Consider the following 507-nt stretch of genomic DNA (forward strand, 5'->3'; position numbering starts at 1 on the left):
GTCGAGTCACTGTGAGAGGTAACTCGTTCATCACTACGCGATGGCCCACCCACAACACGGGTACGACACGCCCGAGCTGCGGCTACGCCGCCTCACCGAATGTCCACCACCCCACGGGACTTACCCGATCTGTCGAATCAAATGCGGCGAACATTGCGACAGGTGAAGGAATCGAGGGCAAAGAAATGGATATGAATGACCGAATCAAGTCGCTTTCACCGAATGCGGCATTCGATATTCTGATAGCAACAATCGTGAATCAGCATGGCAATGGAGTCTGACGAACGTGACGCTGGAAACCTGGAAGGTTTGAGCCGGGTCGCAGCCACCCTGCTCAAACCGTCAACCGTGCGTCTGCTGAGCCGAGCGGTATGGGTAACTTGAGTACTGTGCTGGGTGTCCACCACGCGGCATCCAGCGCAATCCTGAGGTTCATGAGGATGCCGGCATCGTCCAGCTTGCAACCGCACTCTTTCGCTGCTTGTCGGATGCGGTATTTGACCGTGT

1 protein-coding gene is annotated in these 507 nt (G+C 56.0%); it reads left to right on the forward strand.

Features of this window, described 5'->3' with window-relative positions; all coding sequences use genetic code 11:
- Positions 1-281 (forward strand): hypothetical protein (locus MTX35_RS25385; protein ID WP_243597484.1); only part of this gene is annotated, 281 nt, incomplete at its 5' end.
- Positions 282-507 lie beyond the last annotated feature (226 nt).

Source organism: Rhodococcus sp. ARC_M12, assembly GCF_022810385.1.
Lineage (GTDB): Bacteria > Actinomycetota > Actinomycetes > Mycobacteriales > Mycobacteriaceae > Rhodococcoides > Rhodococcoides navarretei.